At 43.7% G+C, this 680-nt stretch carries 1 protein-coding gene; it reads right to left on the reverse strand.

The window, feature by feature from the left end; all coding sequences use genetic code 11:
• Positions 1 to 680 (reverse strand): IS200/IS605 family accessory protein TnpB-related protein (locus JCM19043_RS15810; RefSeq protein ID WP_156321458.1); only part of this gene is annotated, 680 nt, incomplete at both ends.

Raw genomic sequence — 680 nt, forward strand, 5'->3', positions numbered from 1 at the left:
GTGGCCTCCATTGGTGGGAGTATTTCTTTAAAACCCATTGCCCGACGGGCAATGACATAAGCGGCTGCCATATGAATGGACACACCGAGTCGCTTCATATATTTCATCTTACCAATTTGACTGGTATAAGCGGGATTAACAACGTAGACAGCCACCCCCATTTTTTCAGCTCTTGACTTGATTGCTAGAATCATCTTTTGATAAGCAAACTGACTCATTCGTCGATTAGCTTGTTTGTTTCCATAGGGACGCGACACTTTGGACCGCGTCGTATCCAATTTTTCGATGGCGAGTGGTTTATGATGTTTAACGGCATAGTCAACGAGGGCAATAACCTCCGCTTCTATGATTTTCGTTACCTGCCCACTGGTTTTACCCTCTAAGTTAAACGGGAGGGTAAAGGCATCCACACATTGACCGATGGCATTGACATTGGCGACAGCGATATGATTCACATTCAAATCAACACCAACCATACCTGTTGATGTTGAGGTATTTAGATAGGGTGTAGCCGGCACATCGATTAAGCATTTAACGATATAGTAGTCACCATAGTCCTCAAGTGACCATGCTATCGGCTTCCCATACTTTTTCTTATCTTTCAGGTTCATTTGTGTCTGAATGGCGTGATTGACATGATCTTGACCATAAGGAAAAACAACGTCAGCGAGACGAATGAT

Origin of the sequence: Halolactibacillus sp. JCM 19043, from assembly GCF_001310395.1 — a bacterium.
Taxonomy (GTDB): domain Bacteria; phylum Bacillota; class Bacilli; order Bacillales; family Amphibacillaceae; genus Halolactibacillus; species Halolactibacillus miurensis.